12 protein-coding genes are annotated in these 22,299 nt (G+C 48.2%); 2 read left to right on the top strand and 10 right to left on the bottom strand.

Annotated features, from left to right (window positions below):
- Positions 1-5: 5 nt before the first annotated feature.
- From QFZ80_RS11200 to QFZ80_RS11165, 8 genes are read right to left on the bottom strand one after another with little or no spacing between them, the layout of a single operon-like run.
- Positions 6-3,092, bottom strand: coding sequence for a glycosyl hydrolase (locus tag QFZ80_RS11200; RefSeq protein WP_307558892.1), 3,087 nt, complete (start codon positions 3,090-3,092; stop codon positions 6-8).
- 60 nt (positions 3,093-3,152) lie between these two features.
- On the bottom strand, positions 3,153-5,192 hold the full coding sequence (locus QFZ80_RS11195) for a beta-galactosidase (protein WP_307558890.1): 2,040 nt from the start codon (positions 5,190-5,192) through the stop codon (positions 3,153-3,155).
- On the bottom strand, positions 5,189-8,341 hold the full coding sequence (lacZ, locus tag QFZ80_RS11190; protein WP_307558888.1) for a beta-galactosidase, LacZ type: 3,153 nt from the start codon (positions 8,339-8,341) through the stop codon (positions 5,189-5,191). Before lacZ ends, QFZ80_RS11195 begins: the two co-directional genes overlap by 4 nt.
- Positions 8,342-8,365: 24 nt before the next feature.
- The gene (locus tag QFZ80_RS11185) at positions 8,366-10,444 is read right to left on the bottom strand and encodes a hypothetical protein (RefSeq protein WP_307558885.1); all 2,079 of its coding nucleotides are present in this window, start codon (positions 10,442-10,444) and stop codon (positions 8,366-8,368) included.
- Positions 10,399-13,476: a glycosyl hydrolase 2 galactose-binding domain-containing protein gene (locus QFZ80_RS11180; RefSeq protein ID WP_307558883.1), complete on the bottom strand. Its 3,078-nt coding sequence runs from the start codon at positions 13,474-13,476 to the stop codon at positions 10,399-10,401. The genes QFZ80_RS11185 and QFZ80_RS11180 overlap by 46 nt, the downstream gene beginning before the upstream one ends.
- 43 nt (positions 13,477-13,519) lie before the next feature.
- Positions 13,520-15,169, bottom strand: a complete 1,650-nt coding sequence (locus QFZ80_RS11175) for a hypothetical protein (RefSeq protein ID WP_307558881.1) — start codon at positions 15,167-15,169, stop codon at positions 13,520-13,522.
- Between the two features lie 9 nt (positions 15,170-15,178).
- Complete coding sequence (locus QFZ80_RS11170; protein ID WP_307558879.1) at positions 15,179-16,027, bottom strand: sugar phosphate isomerase/epimerase family protein; 849 nt, start codon at positions 16,025-16,027, stop codon at positions 15,179-15,181.
- On the bottom strand, positions 16,024-17,121 hold the full coding sequence (locus QFZ80_RS11165) for a Gfo/Idh/MocA family protein (RefSeq protein ID WP_307558877.1): 1,098 nt from the start codon (positions 17,119-17,121) through the stop codon (positions 16,024-16,026). The genes QFZ80_RS11170 and QFZ80_RS11165 overlap by 4 nt, the downstream gene beginning before the upstream one ends.
- A gap of 312 nt (positions 17,122-17,433) precedes the next feature.
- Between QFZ80_RS11165 and QFZ80_RS11160 the strand changes: the two genes are divergently transcribed.
- Together QFZ80_RS11160 and QFZ80_RS11155 are read left to right on the top strand one after the other, a co-directional pair.
- Positions 17,434-17,613, top strand: a complete 180-nt coding sequence (locus QFZ80_RS11160; RefSeq protein ID WP_307558875.1) for a hypothetical protein — start codon at positions 17,434-17,436, stop codon at positions 17,611-17,613.
- Positions 17,613-17,927 (top strand): hypothetical protein, encoded by a 315-nt coding sequence (locus QFZ80_RS11155; RefSeq protein ID WP_307558873.1) that lies wholly within the window; start codon positions 17,613-17,615, stop codon positions 17,925-17,927. Before QFZ80_RS11160 ends, QFZ80_RS11155 begins: the two co-directional genes overlap by 1 nt.
- Before the next feature lie 480 nt (positions 17,928-18,407).
- On the opposite strand, the gene QFZ80_RS11150 is transcribed toward QFZ80_RS11155, so the two are convergent.
- Together QFZ80_RS11150 and QFZ80_RS11145 are read right to left on the bottom strand one after the other, a co-directional pair.
- On the bottom strand, positions 18,408-19,730 hold the full coding sequence (locus tag QFZ80_RS11150) for an IS4 family transposase (RefSeq protein ID WP_307556960.1): 1,323 nt from the start codon (positions 19,728-19,730) through the stop codon (positions 18,408-18,410).
- Between the two features lie 197 nt (positions 19,731-19,927).
- Complete coding sequence (locus QFZ80_RS11145) at positions 19,928-22,288, bottom strand: glycoside hydrolase family 95 protein (RefSeq protein WP_307558871.1); 2,361 nt, start codon at positions 22,286-22,288, stop codon at positions 19,928-19,930.
- Between the last annotated feature and the right edge of the window lie 11 nt (positions 22,289-22,299).

Raw genomic sequence — 22,299 nt, 5'->3', positions numbered from 1 at the left:
TTCAATCAGATACGGTACAGTTTGATTTGGTCAAACAAACCGTATGAGCGCAGCTTATATTCCGGCGTGTAATCGTCGCCTTCTTTGCGGAAAGATGCCCAGTTGGTCGTCGACGTATCACCAGCCGTATGATGAAAAGGGCCGAGCATGTTGCGAGGACTTCCCATGACTTCGATTTCAATCTGGTTAGCTCCATCGTTAAGATGCTCCGTCAAGTCGAGTTGGTTCGCAGCCCGCCAAGGCACGTGCCCCGCTGTTCTGCCGTTTACCCGCACTTCAACTGTTACCGCGGAATACTCACCGAGCTCAAGCACCATCCGGTTCTTCGCATTGTTCTCCACGATAACGTCGAAATGGTAGATCATGCTGCCGCAGTAATGGAAATAACCTTGCAAGCACCAGTCACCGAACTTCAATGTTTCAGGCTCTGCCACAACCGCTCTGTCGGCATCGACCCCGAAATCGCCGATCAGGTAAATATCCTCTACTTCCATGCGGTTATGGTACTTGCAAGATAAAAGCAGCTCATTCGCACCTTCTCTTAGTCCGTGGAGAAGCACCTTATCAAACGTTCGATCGAGAAACCAACCAACAGGTAGGTTCGAAATCATTTCGCCATTAAGCTGAATGTCGTAATATTCCGCGGACTCCACGATGAGATAAACGTCATCCGATGGCATGACCGATACTTGGAATGTGAATCTGAATACTGCCGATGTGCCGTTCTCCGGATGTGGCTCGTCAATCCATTTATACCTTTGCTCAAGCCCGTTGTAATAAACCTGTCTCATGCCCAAGGCGTCCCGGACTGCTCTTTGAGCTTGCCATACGCCAGTTTCTTCCGACCAGCTGTCATCCCCTAACCGATATGAGCAGGTATCAAGGGTCAATACGTTAGGCATCGAGCGCGTGAACCGGCAAACCGGACCAAGCTCCACAACCGTCACGGAAGTTTCATCCGCACTACTCCTACCAAGTACCGGGTGGTTTTCTACAGATTTATTTGCATTCATGATATATAGCTTGGAATCCGCTGGGCCGAACACGTCCTCGAAATGAACGTACCCGTCACGGACGACGATCTCCACGTCCTTCGCTTCTCCTGTCAGAGCATTCCATTCTTCCACACTGCCGGTGCCTTCCATGGTTATGCTTATCCGATGTGTACCCTTTCGATCGTTATTCACGACAAATAATACGCGACAATCGCCTATTTCTCTCAGCATATACAACATTTCGTTCGCTTCTATTGATTGCGTGTTCGTCAAGCTGACTCGCCGAGGCTGTATGCGTTCCAGAGCTGTTACCGTATCTTCAATGTCCACTACGACGGTCATGTTCGCGTGATCGTAAAGTTTGGACAGCAGGTCCGACTGTCTGCCCTCGATCATCGTTGGACGCTGTCCGACGGCAATCACTTTTCCCCCTGCCTCCAGAAAGTCTGACAGCAGCCGAAAGGTGCTGCTCAACATCGTTTGGATGACCGGAATGACTACGATAGGATATTCCACCAGATTCACAGCAAGATTACCCCCGCGTATTTCCCCTGTTTCCGCCAAGATGATCTCATCGCCGAGATCGAAATCGTAATGCGCCCTGAGCAGTTTGCCAAGAAACGCATTAAATTCATGGCCAAACGTATTGGTTGCAGAAACGTCCCTATCCTTCCCTCGAGCAGGGAAACCGTACGGCCCCGTACCGACCATGCTCCAGGCGGTGGAAGAAGGATGCAGGACGAGTACATCGCGGATCGGCCTTCCTTCCGTGAAAACCGACGACAGTCTGGCAAAATAATCTTCCATCACATGGTTGTATTTCCACCAGCTCGTGTTGTAGTTAAACACAGGGGGATAGTCCCTCTTCCGGCACCCTTTGATCGAATAAAGCGCCAAATGCTGCGACCTCAAATTGACACCTAGCACATATTGAAAATCTCCCATCCACTTTTGTCCCTCGAAAGTGAACGCCCAGCCAGTGCATCCATACGTTTCGGAGAGAACGAACTTTCTACCGTATTGGTTCGCTACGCTGGTGCATTGCTTGACCGTGATATATTCGTTCGTCTGCTCGTTTAACATATCGATTCCCGGAAGCTGCTGATACCGGTAGTTAGGCATAACGGCTCCACAAACGCGGGTGGCGGTGCCCATATTATTTTCCCAGAGATAATGTCCGGTGAAGTCGATACCATTTTTCTCGCACCATTCACCAAGCTGCTTGGAATACGACTCGCTGAACCTTTCGGTGAGCGTCCACCAGTAATCATGACGGACTTGTGTTGAATACTCGCCATTGAAGTACATGTAGGGTATGAGATCCAAGAGATCGTATCCCCGTCTTTCTTGAAAAAAGTCAGGAAATGACCAACTCCACGGAAGCCAACCGCGGCCAGCAGTAAACTTGCAGTGGCTGTCGTGTACGCTAGGTTCGTCCGTGAAAACGCCGCGGATGGTATGTCCGAAGTGTTCCCCCACCTCTTGCTTGTAGGCTTCATAAGTGATGTCGATAAAGGCCTGCACCGTCTCCGGATTTAAATTATCAGGCGGCGCTTCATTGTTGAACCAAGCACTTCGCTCGGAAATTTCTACGCGAAAGACCAGCAGCACTTCGTCTTCATTCAACGCGATAAATTTGCCATCATGCAGTTTCTCGCAGCGGACCAAGTTTCTTTCGTCGATGACAGCCTTAAACAGCACCACGCTATCTGTCAAATCGTCCGAACCGATTTCCTGACGTACCTCCATCGTCAAACCTTTGGCGCGGAATGCGTCCCCGCCTCTATCTTGCACAAGTCCGCCAGCAAACCCAGATGGCCAACGGTCCTCGTCGTACAACCACACTTGCATGCCGATCTCTTTGGCTGTTTCCACGGTCTTCCGTGTGTATGCCATCCACTCGCGACCCATGTAAACGGTTTCTAATCCATCGCGGGAATGGATGAAAAATCCGCCCATCCCCTGTTCCTTCATTTGATTCACTTGACGGATAAGCTCGTCTTCTTGCAATTCATCATTCCATGCCCAGAATGGCAAAGACCTATATTCGACCGATGGATGGTCGAATTTTTTGCGTAATTGTTCGCTTACTTCCATCGGCATCCGCCTCCTTCTCTGAAACCAGCTTCCGTACCATAGGCCGCCATCTAAACATTTTTACGCCTGCAGGATCATGATACTCTTTGGTTCAAGCTCGATGTCACCACTGACGTTTTGATCGCGCAGCAGTTCCTTCTGCACGTTCTTCCCTACATTCATTTTTTGAATTTGATCGCTGTGGTTCATCACAAAAGTAAACCGAACTCCGTCTTTCTCGCGCTGCGTAACCTCAACTCCCGGCGGCGCTTCGTACAAAAGGGAAATCCCTTTGCGTTCGCATAAAGCCTTTATCCATTGCTGCATGAATTCCCGACTTGGATCAGTGGCTGCATACCATGCCTCACCCTTGCCGAAGCGATGATAGGTCAAGGCCGGCGATCCACTGTAAAAATCTCTACCGAATTCTGCGAGCGCTTCCGCTCCCTCTAGATGAATAACTTCGCATACTAAACCGCATTCGTACGATCCTTGAAGGTGTCCAAGCTCCTGCTTCATGACCATAAGGTTCCTTTGGTCTGGATAAAGAGCGTCAATCTCCTCCACCCAGATGCCCAGAAGCTTACGCAGCTCACCCGGATAACCGCCAGGTGTAACCAGATCATTCTCGTTCGCTATCCCGCTGTAAAACGTGGTCACAAACGTCCCGCCATTCGCAACAAACCGCTCTAACTTTTCGGCATAACCAGGTTTCACCATATACAAAAGTGGGGCCAGCACAAGCTCGTATTGACTTAAGTCCGTATCGACATGTATAAAATCGACTGGGATATGATTCTCGTAAAACGCGTCATAATATTTTTGGATTTGATCCAAATACTTGATATAGGTTGAGGGTCCGCCCCCCAGCTCAACAGCCCACCAATTGTCCCAGTCAAACAGGATGCCGATTCTGCTCTTCACACGAGAGTCCAACAGACGATCACCCAACAGCTGCAATTCCTTACCGAGCTCCGCACATTCCCTAAAGACTCGCGTGTTCTCGTGACCCGCGTGATCTATGACGGCTCCATGGAATTTCTCATATGCGCCAAGGGAGCGACGCAGTTGAAAGAACATCACCGACTCCGCCCCGCGGGCAACCGCCTGATAGCTCCTGAGCCGCATGACGCCAGGCCTTTTCACAGGATTCACTGTTTTCCAGTTAATCACGCTCGGGCTTTGCTCCATTAACATGAAGGGAGCACCGTCTTTCAAGCCGCGCATGAGGTCGAATCGGAGCGCCATATAGCTTTCCGGTGTATGGTTCTCGGTATAAATGTCCAGTGCCGCAATGTCTAAGTGAGGTGCCCATTTGAAATAATCCAGTGGCTTGTAAGTCCCATTCCCTTGAAAGTTAGTCGTGACAATCGCATCAGGTATTTTCTTTTTAATCGCGTTGTATTCAATGAGATAACAGTCCAACCAGCTGTCGGAATTAAATCGATAAAAATCGAGTGTGATGCCTTGAAAAGCCGTTTGATCGGAATTTCCGCCCGACAAACCTTCGCTTAACGCGCTGGGGAGTACAATTTCATCCCAATCGTAAAACGTATGTCCCCAGAAACGGGTATACCATGCCTGGTTCAACTGCTCCAGCGTACCGTACCGTTTCTTTAACCAATCTCGAAACGCCAATTCGCAATTGTCACAGTAACAGCGAATTCCGATTTCATTGTTCACGTGCCATAGAAGTAAAGCCGGGTGATTCTTGTACCGTTCCGCTAACTTCCCTGCCATGAGCCCCGCATATCGGCGGAAGGTCGGACTATTTGGACAAGAGTTATGTCTTCTACCGTATTTTCTTTTTTTACCATCGGAGGTAACGGTCAGAATATCTGGATATTTCCTCGCCATCCACGCCGGATGCGCAGCTGTACTCGTACCCATACAGACATGGACTCCGTTTTTATGCAGCTTATCCATCACTTCATCCAGCCAATCGAATCTGTAAGTCTCCTCATCCGGCTGATTCAAAGACCAAGAAAAGACATTGAGCGTTGCAATATCGATACCAGCAAATTGAAACAGCCGCATATCTTCTTCCCATATTTCCTTCGGGAACTGCTCAGGGTTATAATCACCGCCAAATAAAATTTTCGGAAACTTGCGGCTGATCATAGGTTCACCTCCTGTTTCGATATCGGTACAGACTGCTCACTGTCTTTCACTTGAAAAGGCCCCGGTTGTCGTTTGCTCAGTTTCATCGGAGACTGATCTCTTGTGGAAAAAGGCTTCAGCCGTAATGAGAACATAGTGTCCACCGGATGAATTAAATACTCATCGAGCGGAGGAGCTTCCCCGCAGCTGTGATTGCCAAGCGGTGCTTGCTGATAATCCATATTGACAATCGTTTCGTTCAGACGAACTAAATCGAAAGTATGCTTCGCTTTAGTCAAATTGTCAGTGGAATAATGACTCACGCTGACATCCAGCATCGGCAAACCGCCAATAAACAGACCAGTTCCCAGAGCATTCGTTACTGCAGCCCAGCGCACATCCGCTTTATTGCCGTTTTCCTGCGGCTTAATATACGGGACGAATTGATCCTGTACCGAACCTCTGTACACGCCGAGCCGCCCGCTCTCTTTCCGGTCGATATAACACTCGTGTGGGCCGAGGCCAAACCACGAAAATTGATCGAAACCGTCAGGCATAGCCATTTGTAATCCCAACCGCGGCAGCGGGGGAAGTCCTTCCCGTGGTACGATACGGGTCTGGATGATGACATCACCAGATCCATAGATCGTATAGGTCATCCATGTTGTAAAGCAGTTTCCCAGACCAGCCGCGCCAATCGTCGACTTCACCGTAATTTGCGCAGCGTGCTTTTGAAGTTGAAAAGATATATCGTTCACGCGATGATTTAATTGATCAAATCCCGCCTTCTTCCACTCTTTCGACTGGCGGGAGTCGTTATCGATCGTCGCCCGCCAAATTTGAACTTTCGGACCAGCGGATAAAAGAGGTATGCCGTTATATTCAAACGCGGATAGTTCACCGCGAACTTTACTCCATTCCATGTTAAAATCGTTTCCATTTACCCGAATCAGTGTTTCTGTTTCGGAGGCATGCAGGCTAGGCATCGACTCCAACTTGATGGACGAAACAACTAGCCGCGCAGTGGGAATCGGCAGATCGGCCCAAGCAATTTCATGCCCTTGCGGCGCCCAACGCGAAGCTTCCCGCAAAGTAAACCGGATATGGAGCCAGTACTCACCATTGAATTGTCCGAATGTCGTTTTCCAAGGGATAAAGACGGTAGCTTCTCCTCTGGCCGGTACATCAAGTTCAGGTAGTTCCCCCTGTTCCACAATTTCTCCATCGCACAGAAGCGACCAAGATCCGACAAGATGATCAAGGGAAATAAAGTCATATCGATTTTGGATGTTCACGATTCCGCCCAGTACATCGACTGGCTCTACTTTCACCGGTTCGATCACCTTTTTAAACTCAAGGATCGACGCCTTGATTTTCCTGTCAGGGAACAACAATCCGTCTATACAAAAATGTCCGCTGTTCGGATGATCATTAAAATCACCGCCGTATGCGTACCATTCTTCCCCCGAATCGAGCTTTTGCCGGATTCCGAGATCCGCCCATTCCCAGATCAGGCCGCCAAGCAATCGTGGATATTTGTAAATGGCGTCCCAATATTCCTTCAAATTGCCGACGGAATTTCCCATAGCATGAGCGAATTCGCACATTAAGAAAGGCCTAGGATCAGATTGTTCCCCCTCTTCTATCAAAGCTTCCAAGGAGGGATACATGCAGCTAACAATATCGACGACCGGAGCATCCTTAGCTCGTTCATAATGAATAGGTCGTGTGGGATCGGCCAGACGCACCCATTCGGCCATGGTATCATGATTTGGTCCGTAGCCTGACTCGTTCCCGAGCGACCAAATGATGATGGAAGGATGATTTTTATCCCTTTCAACCATCCTTACAGCGCGATCGAGGAACGGCTTATTCCACTTAGGATCCTCGGCCAAATGGCTTTCGTTGTCGATAAAATGGCAGCCGTGGGTCTCCAAATCCGCTTCGTCAATCACATACAGCCCATAACGGTCACACAGATCGAGCCATCGCGTATCGTTTGGATAGTGGGAGGAGCGAACTGCGTTCATATTGTGTTGTTTCAGCAAGCGTATATCTTCGATCATGGATTCGTAGGGAATGGCAAACCCGAATTCAGGATGGAATTCGTTGCGGTTGACCCCCTTCAAAATCACGGTCTTGCCATTAATGAAAAGCTGACCGTCCTGGATGACGATGTCTCGAAATCCAACTGAAATGCTCCCAACTTCCAGCAGATTTCCTTGCTCATCCTCCAGCTTTAACAAAAGAGCGTATAAATTAGGCTCCTCAGCCGACCATTTATGTGGAGCTGAGACGGCAATTTCCAAATCAAGCACGTTCTCCTCGTTTGCTTTCATCAGAAGAGAAGAAATGACGATTTCTTCGTTAACAGATTGTCGATCTTCGTCCAAAAGTGACATCCGAAATGTATATTGACCGGATTCTAAGTCCGTATAATTTTTCAAGTTAAGCCGAAGCCCGAGCACGGCATCTAAGAGATTTTCACAGAAACGGGTTTGCACCGCAATATCACGGATATGGACATGAGGGGTAGCTTTTACATAAACGTCCCTGAAGATGCCGCTCAACCGCCACTTGTCCTGGTCCTCCAAATAACTACCATCGCTCCATTGGTATACCTGCACAGCAACTATGTTTTCTCCCGGATGCAGCAGCGAGGTGACCCGAAATTCCGAATGCATGTGACTACCCTGTCCATACCCCGCGAATTGTCCGTTCACCCATACATGAAAGGCCGAGTCGACCCCTTCGAAGACAAGAAATACTTGCCGGTCATCCCACGAATCGGGAATGATAAAACTTCTGCGGTAACACCCTACCGGATTATCGTTCGGTACATAAGGTGGGTCAATTGGAAAAGGATAATAGCTGCTGGAGTAATGCGGACGACCATATCCATGCATCTGCCAATTGCCCGGCACAGGTATCGTATTCCAGTCATCTGATGAGAAGGACGAATCATAAAAACGTTCTGGAGCCTGGGATGGGCTCTCTGCATAATAAAATTTCCAATTGCCGTTCAGTGATTGGAAATGAGGCGATGCAGCCCGTTCGTTGTCGAGCGCTGTTTCTACATCGCCGTACGGAATGAATCCGGCATGCGGAGGCTCCATATTCCGCCCCAGAATCTCAAGATTTTCCCAATCCGGTATGGCTCTATCGTTCACGTGATTGTCCCCCATTCTTCATTATCACTCAGCAGCATCTAGGAATCGTAAGGCATTATGTAGAACAAGCGCTGTCACCCAGGATGGATTCCATTTGTTACTATGTCCCCGGTGATGCCAATGCGTTTGGAAAAAGCCTTCTCCCTGTTCACCAACCACGGTGAAATTCCATTCTCCAGGTTTCGTACATATTCCCTGCCCCAAGGCATCGAACACCATTCGACCTAAACGCTCATATTGCGTTTTGCCAGTTAATCGACCGAAATGCCAAAATTCAAATGTCGGAAAAAACACGTCAAGATGATGGTTTTGCACACTGACTCCTGGCCATCCGGTAGCGGTGAACCCAGCGTTCCTGAACTGTGACCCCCGATCAAACACCGGATTCCACATATAAACATAAGTAAGGAGCCAATCCCCCGATATTTCGGCCCATTCACTGTAGCGCTCATTTTCTGTTAAGACATACAATTCATAAGCAGCCAGGAAGAAGTACATGCCAGCTTCCTTATCCTCACAGTTCGCATCGAGCGTTGAGCATGCAAACGGCCGTTCAAATGTCTTAACATGAAGCTCATAATATCGCTGCATCATTGTTTCGGCAGCATCCAAATACCGCTTTTCACCTGTAACCCGGTAAGACTTAACAACAGCGATCAGGCAAGGAAGACCAGCTGCTGTAATCCTATCTTCCGCTGAACTGCCATCCAACAGCCATGCTGCCGGATAAATGCCTGACGGTAGGGAACCGGCGAGGAAGAAATCAGTCGACTCGCTAAGAGCCTCCACCCAGTAAGCCGGAACTTCCCTGCCCATATCTCGGAACAAAAGGATGATTTCCGCCAAATCGGCTATGGTTTCCCCGAGAGCACGGCTGGAAACGACAGCCTGCTTATTCCAGTTGAAGTCATCCCATTGTCCCTCCACTAGACGGTAAGAGCTGTGTCTAATACCAGGAATGTTAGTACGGCTTTTGCGCAAATAAAAATCAACGGCCTGTTCGCAATGGGAGATCCGTTCTTCCTGACCGTGGGTAAACCCTAATTTGGCATCGCACCATGCCAGCTTCAAGCATTGTCCCGTCCACCCGTACATATAGTGCAGCGGACGTTTAGAGACGTTGCCGAACTCATTTGAATCGGAAAATTTCACATAGCCAGCGGCCCCATTTTCGCCAGTTCTCCATCTATCGTCCAGAGCGTTCTTCTTCAGTTGGATCATCTCTTCGAGTGCGAGCGGTTTTGCCCCTACCGGTGCAAACAGCTCCATGCCTTTGCGAACGATTTCGCGGAAGCCCTGCCCGGGATGAGCAACAACTCCCCAATCGAAAGCGTATTGTTTGGTTAATGAAAAACCGGGTGTTATGTCCACATAACCACTGCTATAAGGTCCTGTTTTGTTTTTACCCACATAATACATATCCTTCTCGCCATTAAACATCAAGACTCCGCTCATCGCTGCCAGCATAATTCGGTCTTCCTCTTGGATCGCTCCAAGCGAGCCGTAGTGCACGACTCCATCCGCTGATTCCATGTACGCAGGCACCGAAAACAAGGAGATGAAGCGGGCCTCGGCAGCTTCCGTCCACTCCACATTCACACAGGGGATCGGTAATCGGTGTTCTTCACAAATAAATCCTTTGTCAGAACCTAGTCCAAGTCGAGGAACAACCCGGCTCGGATCAGCGGAAGGATTGTTATTGTAGATCATGTGGGGAATCGTAATTATTTCCTTGCTCCACCTTGGCAGTACGAATAGGAATCCCGCAGCGACATCATTAAGTGTGCGGTCCGTCCGATTTTCCCAAGTCGCGTTTATTTTCAATAAATGACGCTCGTCGAAGGCAAGCTCCATTGTGAAGGTTAACGCTTCCATTTTCCCGCAAATTCGTATCAAATCCGACTCGGAGATGATTTGTACATCCTCTAACCGCACAAAATCTGAACGCCACGGTCTTCCGAAGGAACAGATGAGCATCTCATCTAAATGTCCCGTGAAATGAGGGGATTGCTCGCCATCGCTTCGCAGAGTGAGCTGTATTCCTTTACTAGTGCCCGCTATTTCTGCCCGTTTTTGCTTATCTCGGCTAATAATGGCGTACAATTCTCATCCACTCCTCTCTCCTTTAATAAGGAAATTAAGAATCGGTCCAGCGTTGGGTTGAATCCCACTCTACCCGATAATGGTAAGCATACGAAGTAGACTTGCCCTTCTCCGAGCCGTTTCACTCCCACGACAGGCAGCTTTGGTTTGCCATCGGGCTCGCCTTGAGGGTGGTATGCGAACACAATAGGTTCGATCCCTTCTCCTTGCAGGTAACAATTGGTTATCCCATCTATCCTGTCGTTCGTCAAATGATAAAAATAGGAGAAATCGTCCGCTTTCATCCACTGCAAGTGCGGGTCATCGGCTTGAACGGCTAAGGTATACATCCCACGTAATTTGACTGTTCGGACCGTCGTATTCTCGATATCCCAAGTGTCACTGTCTGGGCTGCGTAGAATCATAACGGCTACCGCACCATTACGGACCTTCTCTAGAATGGATACTTGATGGCGATCAAATGCTTCCTTAGAAGAAACGACAAGCGTGCCCTCTTTTTGCGTATCTCCGTCATAAGATTGACCTTCTATGTTTAGCAAGGAGCAGAGCAGTTCTGATTCCGTATCTAGAAAAGCGATCTTCTGCGATTTCGGATGTCTCATTTTCGCAAATGCCTCGAAAGAAAATCTTTCCTTATTTATCAATTCCCCGTTTTCATCCAATAAGCAGGCATCCATGTACAAGGTCTGTCTATCTATTATCGATGGAACCGAAAAGCTGATCGTGCCTGCATATCTGGACGTTGCCTTAAGCACAGTGCCTGTCATTTCATAATTGCCGTAATCCCGGTTATCATCCCGAAGCGTAGCGACGACACGGCACCGGTCATATTCCTTCGCCGTATCGTTCAAGAGCCAGGCTTCTATTTCAAGCGTTTCCCCTTCATACACCTTCCACCTGTCGCTTCTTAGATGGATGCGTACCGGTTCCAGACATTCCTTATACGTGAAGTACGCCGGTTTCGGAATCCTGTCAACACCAACGAGAGCTTTCATCCAGCCGGATGGCCATGCATCAATGAGCAGGTGAATGGCGGTGGAAACCACCAAATCAGCCCTCCTTCGCCATGCATCTGTCATCAGCTTCGTCGCCAAACATTGGTGCCTCTGGCTCACCTCGACCCACTCGCGAATCGTATGCTGTTCGGCATACCAATCCCCATGCAAACCGTAGGTTTGAGCGCCTTTAATTTGGTTTGGCAGCCAATGCTCCTTCTCAGAGGAGGGAAGCCATTCTTTCGGATAACGATTCATCATCAACTGGACATTATCCAAGCCTTCCGTGCCATACTCTCCGCATCCCGCCTTCCATCCCGTTCTAATCGAAGGAAGAAAACCCTTATACATTTTACCTACAGAGATCGTATTGTTCGTATACCACATGTTATAACAATGAAAATCGGGCAGTCCTTCGTGGGTAGGAGGATTGTAATCCCCGTCCGCGTTTTTTACTACACGATCCGGATTTTCAATGAAAATCGCCTGTCTGGCGGCAACGAAGAAGGCTTCCAGTTCGTTACGATGCAAATGGCGGTGGCCTTTTCGCCTCTTTTCAGTACGTGAAGGCTCATTAATCAGCGATACCATGACCGAAGACGGGTGACTGCGGATCAGTCTCTCCATCTCCGCCGCCTGCCGGACTCCCTCAACAAATTGGTTGCGGCGGATAAATCCGAACGTTGGAAGATCGCATTGATGCATCATGCCGAGCATATCGAAATAGTCATATATTTCTTCTTGAACAGGACGCTGTGTGATGCGGTAAAAGTTCATATGAGCAAGTTTCGCGATCAGAATATCGTCAATTAACTGCTCGAAATCGTTGTTCATAACACATTGCTGCAAATGCCCCATTTCATTGGCGCCTCTTAAGATAATCGGTTGGTTATTGAGATACAACGTACCTTTCGGGGTGTCCTTTTCATCCATATGAAATTTTCGCATGCCGAAGGTGCGGTCTTGGGTATCCAAATATTCTGTATTGTTCTTTACTTGAGCGCGAGCCATATATAAAAAAGGAGTTTCCGGCTCCCACATCCGGAAAGACGGGAAATCCACCTTGTAGCGGTAATAATTGAGACCCGGACCGGCGTAGGCCGCTTGAAACGAGATGGGTCCGATTCCCTGACCGGTGAAGTTTTTCGGCATGATATCAAGAATCAATTCGAAGTTTTCCTTCAGATTATTCGTCGTATTAACCACATCAATCCATACTTCCACGAAGCCGTCATCGATATTCGGCCGCACAAAAATATCCTGAATAAACAAAGTCGAACGCTCTTCCAAATAGACCGAATTGTATATGCCGGCACCTGGTGGACAGTGGCTCCAGCCGCTGTATGCATCGTCCCATCCCGGGCCAGTCGCCGCGTACATTTTATCCCCATCCAGCTTCGTACCGCCTACCCCCATCATCGGATAATCGTTATACACTTCAACGACCAGCGTGTTGAGGTCCTGCAGCAAATCAGTTACGTCAAATTCAAAAGGAGCAAAGAACCCCTCATGGCTGCCAATGCACTTGCGATTGAGATATACCGTCGCTTTATAGTCAACCCCTTTAAACACGAGGTAGACTCTCTTTCCTTCGGGAACGGGAGCATAGGGAAATTCACTGCGGTAAAATCCTGTCCATTTGCCGTTTTCTCCCGTCGGTCCGCGGAAATCAGGAACCATTACTGATTCCCAATCCCCTGCTCCTTCCAGCACATTCGTAAAGTTGGCGTCCTCAGACGATTGATAGCGAAATTGAAACTCCTTACATGCCTGTCGGTTACGGCGCATTGTAGAGGAGGAAGCCAAATTTCTCATAAACGGGCTGTACTTCTCACGCAGCAGCTTCAACTCTTCATGGAAAAATGCGATTTGTTCCTCGTAGGTGTAAAGAGATACGTTCGTCGCTTTTTCCGATCCCGGCGTGAAATATTTTTTTTCATAAGCTACAGGAGGAATCTCCCGCAATTCGTCTTTATTTCCGGGATGTTCGCGGAAGGCAATCTCCGCAAACGGATCCTGATGTTTGATTTGCTCCAAACTTATCTCCCCCTCTACCGAAACCGTACCGCTTGGATTCGATTCATACAGCTGCAATCTCAAAATCGAGTGTATACCCTTCCCTGTCCTTTGGGTACATCCTTACTTCTGTCGTGCCAAAACGCTGCGTCCAGCAGCGTTCCTTCCCCAAAAAGGGTTCAACGATTTCTTTCACTCGTTCATCCAAAAAATCGTTCGTGACGATCCACTTTCCAAAGCCCATTTTTCCACTCTTCCTTAGCTTTTCCGAACAATCAGGAGGGAGCAACCATTCTGCGATCACGACGACTCCCCCATCTTCTGCCCTTTTAATGACAGCAAACAGTGTTTCGGCGGAAAGAGACGACCCTCCAACCATAATCAATTTCGGTCGGCCCAGCTGTTCTGCGCTGACTTGATTGTCAAAAGCAAGGACATTTTGAACCGGATAAAATAACGGATGCACCCTTCTTCCATCGCTTGAAACATACCCTTGTTCTAACGGAAATTGTTCATAAGCTACGTCTCTTTTCAATTCGTGTCTTGGAAAGTCGTAGCCTGGGATATGCATGCAGCTGCCGTGAGCAGGTATCGTTCCTCGGCTAAGCAAATGCCAGATGTGAAATACGCTTTGGGAACCGCCCAAATCAACCAGTGTCCTATTGCCGAACAACCTTTCGTTTTGCCCGTAATTACCGTCATCCGAATGAATGATTACGATATCTGGATTCGCCTGCGAATGGTGCCAGGTCAACGTATGCTCAGGGATAAATTTACGGACGAACTCTTTCCACACTTCACCGAATTCGGTTGTTTCAAATCCCATAGAAGTATGTTTGAACAGAACATCGATATTTTCCACGAACAAATGGGACGGTCCCATCAAGTAGCCCATTTTCAAAGCGGACTCAAATTCCTGCGGAGAGTGGCCGGGAAATCCTTGAAAACGGGTGAACCACCTTCCCGTATCCGGGCCCCACAAATCGGCACAAATCCATAGAGCTCTGTCATATTGTTTGGCCGCTCCCAATGCGGTAGATAACTGCAAGGATTGAAACGATTCCTTCATAATCTTGGGACAAATGTCCATTCCCGCTCTGGCAAACGTGTGGAACATGGTAGGAAACACATGCTCCGCAATTAATGGCATGGTTATGCGGGGTGATCCGGCTTGCTCCACAACGCTCTGTACATGCTGGACATGGGATTGAACCGACTGCTCAACCTTGTCGCGCGACTCTTCCAAATTCCTATCATCGGTGCTGCCCCAGTGCGGGAACCAGCCGTCATGCCGATACTGTCCGGCATTTATTTGCAGATGCTCCGGTTCATCGTAAAGCAGTCCGATACACCGACCCGAGCGCGCTGCTTGCATGATCGTCTCATCGGGCACGTCGTACCGGTTCGTTCCTTCCGTCCAGGGCCCGTTTATATTTCCGTATTCGTTGCCGAGGCAAATGTCTAATCCCGCTTCCGCGATATCTGCCAAGAGCTCTGAATACCCTTTCATTTCTGGAATCACATGATGAACATAAAAGTCCGCTTCCAACTCGTGCAAGGCGTGTAGAAATTCTTCAGGCTCAGGCTTTCGGTCTTGAGACGGACAAATACTTCCCGTTCCCGTCCGCATAATAAGCTCTGAAGCTTCGCCTGCCCATGAGTCCTGCCATGCGACGACAGGACCCTGTATACCCAATCTCGGTTTATGCGTCATAGAAATCCTTCACATCCTAACTGCACTTTCAAAGGATTTTCGGATCAAATCCAAACATTCCGCTACTTCTTCCGGCTTTGCATGCTCCAGAATCAACGGAACATCCGGCAATCGACTGGCAAGCAGCGCTGCATACACGCTCCAATCCGCCTGTCCCGCCCCTACCCGAGGTGTTGTAAATCCTCCGTCTCCGTAAAGTGCGTCTTTGGCATGCGCAATCGGAGAATAAGGGGCAATGCAGTCGAATATGTTTGCCATAGCCTCTTCCTGTCGGCTCAAATCTTCTTGCGTCAAATAATTGAAAGGATCCATAATGAGCGCCAACCCTTCGGTTCCGAGTTGTTCCATCAAACGGACACCCTGTTCCGGACTCGCCAGCACATTAAGCGCGAATCCTTCGATCAACAATACGGCACTGTTCTTCACAGCCCGGTTCCGCAAACGGTCAACCATTTTCAACAGCTCATCCCATGCTTCAGGGGTCCGGTTTCCTTCAAAATCGCGCCAAGCGTTGGTAGGGTGTAGGCTACCTGTTTCTGTCGCGATATACCGTGTACCGTAAGCTGAACATAGGTCGATCATCTTCTCGAGCTGTTTTAACTTGTCTTCCCTTTTCTGTAGGTTAGGGTTCAGCAAATTGGTGTATCCCGACAAGCTTACGACGGAAATCCCTTTATTCTCAAAGATGGTACGGATTTTTTCAGCACGAGTCAGAGAAAACGGCTCATCGTCCATCACCTGCATAGCTTGTTTCGGGTCGATCTGCACATAAGCTAACCCGTGTTTGCTCGCGTCTTCGGCGATTGCTTCCGCGCTCCAGCCAAGATATATGTAACTCATAAAACCAAGTTTGTTCATGATTGATCGCTTCCTTTCAACACGTCCGTTCTTTCAACCACGCATCCTTCTTGACTGGAAATAACCATTGCAGTCGTCATGGCCACGGTCTGTATGTTATCTTCCGGAGTGACCGGCGGGCGCTTGCCTTCCTCCATGGCAGTCATGAATGCGATCATGGAGCCTGCAAAGGCGTCAGGGAACCAAGTTCCTTTCAGCTTGATCTCGTGCACGACGTTTTTGTGCTTGTTCAGCGCCATATAGAGAGTTTCTTGCGTACACCAGAGGCTTCCTTCCGTCCCGTCAATCCACCATGTGTTGCTGTGGGAACGGCTTGCTTTTGCAATATTGTTAAAATGAAGCGAAGCCATGAGCGGGTTTCGTCCGCCTTTCGGACCAAACTCGACGTTAGCCGAATAGATCAGCGGGTCAATCGCGTTCTGCTGCTTCAACTGCGCTGTCGTGCAGTGAACCCGGGACCACTCTTCTTCGGGATTAGGGTTAAAATATCGGCACAAATCCACATAGTGGACTCCGTGATCTACAATATTGAAATTGTTCATTTTCGTCCACCACCAGCCAGCTTGATCTTGGAATGAACGCATATCATGGTGAATGCTGTATACCTCACCTATGAGATCCTGCTCAAGTACCATCTTCAGCGCTTTGTGAGCTGGAGCCCAGCGAGCCTGTTGGTTCACGCCAAGCACGATACCTAACCGATTCGCCTCTTGTCTAAGCACCTGAGCATGCTCCAAATCCAGCGCTAACGGCTTTTGGCATAATACCGGCCGAGGTGCCTTGCCAATCAGTTTCAGCACTTCCAGTCTCGGTTCAGGATGGATCGCCAAATCTATAATGCCTACTTCATCATTTTGCAATAGTTCATTGACATCGGTCGTCCAGTGCGGAATATCAAATTTTTGCGCTGTTGCGCGAGCCGCTTCCTCGTTGACGTCGCAGACAGCCGCAATATGCAATCCATATTTACGATAGGCGGGTAAATGCGCCGTATTCGCAATGCTCCCGCAGCCGATTAAGCCGATTCCGTATTTCTTCAAGTCCGGTATATTTTGCTTTCTTGGCAAATAATTCTCAGGTCTAATAAATTCCATGGTATCACCTCTTAATTACTACATTACATCACAACGAAAAAACATTTATAGGCTGTTCATGCTTTTTTTAGGGATCATTCGACCACAATGATTGAATCATTTTGATGGTGTAATGTGTGCCTTTGGACACAGAGTTCAGGAGCCTTGTCTTTATCTATTCCAAAGATAGACAATTTTCAAAGTAGCAGTAGCTTTCAGCTTTGTGCTATAATATTTCAATAGATATACGGTTGTGAAGCACACGCCGCTGCTCAGTTTCAGGTTATCCTGACTGGGGAGCGGCTTTATTTTTCCCTAAGGAGGTATGGTGGTTTGACAATCTGGTACCTGAGTATGAAATCCAGGACTTTCGCGACGGCACACGATTTATCGACTTTGCGTTCATTCGCGGGCACATCCGGTTGGCAATCGAAATCGACGGCTACGGTCCTCACTTGCAGAAGATTACACGCTCTTAGTTTTCCGATCAATGGATCAGGCAAAATCATTTGATGCTCGATGGCTGGAAATTGCTCCGCTTCTCCTTCGATGATGTGAAAGACAAACCGAGAATGTGCGAGCAAATGATCCATCAATTCATGGGAAAATGGTTTGGAAGCAGTAACTCCGGTCGGTACAGCAGTTGTTCTGTCGAAGAAAGAGAGATTATTTGTTTGGCGCTACGCAGCAATAGAAAAGTAAAACAGAGTGACGTATGTACGGCGTTAAATGTTGAGCAGCAAAAAGCACGCACCCTGCTCCACAGCTTACTCTCAAAGGGAATACTTATCCCTGGCGCACGCGGTAAGCAACGAATGTACGTCTAATCTCTTATCACATTCCATAACAGCAGAATTTGCTGACCTGTGACGCAACGATGAAAAGTATCGTTACAGCATAGAAACGAAGATTGAGCTCCCTTGCAACAATGTAAACCATCGTTGCATCAATCTTTTATGTACCGTCATACTCCCGACCCCACTCATAACGATGTAAAACATCGTTGCAGGAATCGCAATGCTACCTCAACTTGAATCTAACGATGAAAAACATCATTGCAGCAAAAGTGGCTGTGCAAAAAGTCGCCGAGGATGACTGAGGGATATGCTGTACGACTAAAAACAAGGCCACCGATAACGGCAATGTCATTAAGTTAGGCTCAAAGACAAGACCGTGAATAAAAATAGAATCCAAAACGGCATGGGAAAAGCCCTGTGCCGTTTGTTTTCTTGCGCCAGCAAGGAAAAAGCGTACAGCAAACAAAGCGGATGAACTTTCCGCTTAAAAAAATGTTCATATGAAACGAATTATGCTACTCTATAGACGAAGCTAACAACGGATTTGTAGCGGATTTTGCGCGTATTCTGCTGTCCTGGGCGGATGGGTCGAATCGGCAAAATGTTTTTGCGAATCAGTGCTTCAACATCGGGCGGGGGTTCATCGTCCCTTGAGCGCAGGAAATGTCTACAAACGTGAACGGCAACTGTGAAGTTGACTTGGTATTGGTGCCGTTTATCCATTTGGGAAATGACTACGTGCGAGGTAATCATTTCAGCGAAATTGTACATGATCATTCTTGCGAAAATCTCTTGGGTGATGGACTCTTGTCTCTTTGCGTGAAAATTCGTCAGACCTACCGTGTATTTTAATGCCCTGAAAGAGGTTTCGATGCCCCATCGCATGTTGTAAATGGACTTGATTTCATCGGGTGGGAAATCAGCGGCAGAAAGATTCGTAATGACGGTTTCATAAGCGCCATTTGGCAAGACGAAACGAACAACCCGAAAGGAAATCGGGTAAAACAAGTTCTCATGCAAATCCAAAAAATCAAAGGTAGACGTGGAAGGGACGAACTTGTAAATCTCGGGATGAGCCCTGACCTCTTTGGTTTGTTTTTTGGTGAGTGTCAGATGAACGTCCAGATCAAACGCTCCGCCAGAGGGCAAACACAAACCCGAAAGAATACCACTGGAATCCAAATCCTTTACCCGTATGACATAATTCCACCCTTTTCGTTCAATATGAGCGAAATTGTTGTAACTTTCATAACCTCTATCGGCAGTAACAATGGTTTTGCCCTTGATGGGGGAACGGTCAACCATAGCAGCCAGCGCCCTTCCCTCATTGCTCAACCTTCGTGGCTGAATAATCGCATCCACGTAAAGTCTATTGCACAAGTCATAGGCTGTGTTCAAATGCAGAAGGTTATAGCCTTTTGTGTTCGGTTGACTTTGAAAATAGGTGTCCGTGTCCGCAGAGTCAGTTGCGATATGCAAATCCGAACCGTCAACGGCAAGTAATCGATACCCACGGTAGTCCTTGATATCGGTATACGATTGCGTAAATTCGTGAAACAAGAATTCCACAGCAGATGGCAGGATTTTATTCCTCTGTTGGACAAATGCAGAGGTGGTTGCGGTATTTACGTCATAGCCCTGCGATTCCAAGAGTTCCTTATATAAGCTGTTGCCCCCCATTGAGATCAGGAGTTGCATAACCGTTTCAAAGGGAAGCTTTTTCTTTCGGGTAAAATCTTTTTCGGGGTTTTTGACAAAAGGTGCTGGTGCAGCTGACATTTCTCGTATGAGGGATGTCAGTGTTTCTTTTAGCGAATTCGAGTACTCATCCATTGGCGTAACCTCCTCGTTTTTTCAAGGGGCTTCGCCACACATTTCCAACTGCTTGTCAAGTTCTTTTTTCTTTTGGACGTAAAAAAAGAGCGGGTTATCTTTTCGATAACCTGCTCTTTTTCTTGATTTTGGCCTTTCGCCTTAACTTAATGACATTGCCGATAACGGTGGCCTTGTGCATGATCCTATTTCCAACGCTATATGTTGGTTACCATCTTCGCTTCTTCAAGCTGAGTCTGCTTCCTTGCTGTGAGCACGTACGTCTTACCCTCAACAGCGTCGAACTTGGTCAAATACTCCGAAGTAATGGTTTCAACTGGTTTCCCATCTGTTTCCACAATAAGAGCCGATTGCGGGCGTCTGCATGTTACGGTGCATAATTGGCTTTTCGTCGCTTTTATGACACAGTGGGTAAGCTCGCCCTTCTCCCATTCCATCTCGATCTCGAAACCGCCACGAGCGCGAAAACCGCTGATTCTACCGCCTTGCCAAGCCTTCGGCAAGGCCGGAAGCAGCGCAATCTCCCCACGGTGCGATTGCAGGAGCATCTCAGCAATTCCCGCAGTTCCGCCGAAATTTCCGTCAATCTGAAACGGTGGATGATTGTCGAACAAATTCGGTAATGTCGAGAGGGAAAGCAGCAAGCGAAGATGCTCATAAGATTGTTCCCCATCTTCCAAGCGCGCAAAAAAATTAATGATCCAAGCTCGGCTCCATCCCGTTTGGCCGCCTCCGTTCTCCAACCTGCGTTCCAGCGTACGTTTAGCCGCTTGCGCCCATTCCGGTGTATGCCTCACATGAATGATTTCTCCAGGATGGAGCGCGAACAAGTGGGAGATGTGGCGGTGACCAGGATGGACTTCGTTCCAATCCTCCACCCATTCCTGCAGCTGCCCGTGTTTGCCAATTTGCGGTTGCGGCAGCTTGCGAAGTGTAGTTTCCCATTTCTCCCGTATTGTTTCATCCGTTTGAAGAATGTTGGAAGCCTCCATACAAGCGCTGAACAATGTATAGATGATTTGGGTATCCATGGAAGGACCTATAGTCAGACAACCCACGCTTCCGTCGGGACCGATGAATTTATTTTCGGGAGAGGTAGAGGGGCCCGTAACAAGACGTCCCTTTTCGTCTTCAAATAAGTAATCCAGGAAAAATTCCGCCGCTTCCTTCATCACAGGGTACGCCCGTTCACGAAGAAATTGGTCATCCAAGCCGAACCGATAGTGTTCCCAGAGGTGAAGAGACAACCAAGCGGCACCCATCGGCCAAATCGAACCTGGTATATGATTCCCTTCAATTTGAGTTGATCCCCACATGTCGGTATTATGATGAGCGACGAACCCTCCGCAGCCGTACACTTTTTGTGCTGTTTTCCTGCCATGAGGACGCATGCGATCGATCAAATCGAACAAAGGTTCATGACATTCGGACAAATTACAAATTTCCGCAGGCCAGTAATTCATCTCCGTGTTAATATTAATCGTATATTTGGACTCCCACGCCGGAGTAAAGCTTTCATTCCAAATGCCCTGCAAATTCGCAGGATTTGAACCAGGGCGGGAACTGGCCATTAGCAAGTAACGCCCATATTGGAAAAACAGCGAAATAAGCCCGGGATCTTCCCCGCCTTCTTTGTATCGTTGCAACCTAGCATCGGTAGGTAGTATTTCGGTTTCACCGGCATCTTCGGGACTGTCCAGCTCCAGCTTTACACGCCCAAATTTAGAGACATGATCCGATACGTGATCCTTCTTAACCCGCTCAAATCCCTTGCTTGCTGCATGAACCAGCTGTTGAATGCACTCGGCTTGAGGGTCCTCATGACGAAATGTTGTTGCAGCCGACAGATAGATGGTAACAGCTTCCGCCTGATGAACCGTGAGGAAATCACCGATTGCTTCAACCGTTCCACCTTCTGGAACAGCTTTCACTGCCGTGCAGTACGTCACACCATCTTTTCCGCTTTCTCCGCTCATCATCAAAGTATCATGGGCCATCCTTTGCGTACCTTCGTCAAACGGTCTACGGCTCAAATGCATCCTGAGATTCAATGTTGCAGGCCGATTGCACGTGATCCTGATAACCATCACCTGATCGACCGCACTACTGAACAATTCCCTTACATGGAGAACGTCGTTTAGGCAATAGCTGACATGGGCGATACCCTGCTCAATGTCCAAATCCCTGTAATAATTGGAAATCATCTTTTTTTCCCCGTCGTGGTAGAAATGCAAATCACCTAACGGTTGATAAGGACGCATAGATTTGGGATTAGACATTAACCCCATTTGCGCCAACTCTTCTGCCTCAATTTGTTTCCCTTTACTTAATAAACGCCTTACTTCCGGAAAATATCGCCGACCATCCGGATTGTCTCCGTTCACCGGTCCGCCGTACCAAACCGAGTCTTCGTTCAATTGCAGGCGTTCTTGATTTACTTTTCCGAATATCATCGCACCCAGACGTCCGTTACCGATCGGCAATGCCTCATTCCACGTTTTTGCCGGTTTTTCATACCATAACTTTGTACTTCCAGTTGATTTCCGCAAATGTTCCAATGACATCTCTC

The sequence above is a fragment of the Paenibacillus sp. V4I7 genome (assembly GCF_030817275.1).
Lineage (GTDB): Bacteria > Bacillota > Bacilli > Paenibacillales > NBRC-103111 > Paenibacillus_E.
Note: the sequence above shows the minus strand (reverse complement) of the source record. Positions and strands in the feature narration are given on the sequence as shown.